The following is a 392-nucleotide window of genomic DNA, read 5'->3' on the forward strand; positions in this document are numbered from 1 at the left end:
TAAAAAATTAATCCTAAAACAAAAGCAACGATAACTCTTTTAGTTGTTACTCTATATTTTTTGCTCTTTATTCTCAATATGTCAATGAACGTTTACCTGTAAAAAGGAAGTGGAGAATATCGGAGTCGAACCGATGACCTCCTGCGTGCAAGGCAGGCGCTCTAGCCAGCTGAGCTAATTCCCCATTAAATTTAGTAGTCTCAGGCAGACTCGAACTGCCGACCTCTACATTATCAGTGTAGCGCTCTAACCAGCTGAGCTATGAGACTAGGTCTAAATTAATAAACATTAATAAAAATTAAATTGACAGGCGTTAAAATTAGATAACTCACATTTCTGTTGAAATCTTCTTATCTGTCATTCTACATAAATGCAGAATGCTCTGAAAAAGG

General features: G+C 36.5%; 2 tRNA genes. Both read right to left on the reverse strand.

What is annotated here, in order from left to right:
• Positions 1–110: 110 nt before the first annotated feature.
• Positions 111–184 (reverse strand) — tRNA-Ala (locus G7034_RS10855).
• An 11-nt stretch (positions 185–195) separates the two neighbouring features.
• Positions 196–269 (reverse strand) — tRNA-Ile (locus G7034_RS10860).
• Positions 270–392 lie beyond the last annotated feature (123 nt).

The sequence above is a fragment of the Psychroflexus maritimus genome (assembly GCF_011089875.1).
GTDB lineage: Bacteria > Bacteroidota > Bacteroidia > Flavobacteriales > Flavobacteriaceae > Psychroflexus > Psychroflexus maritimus.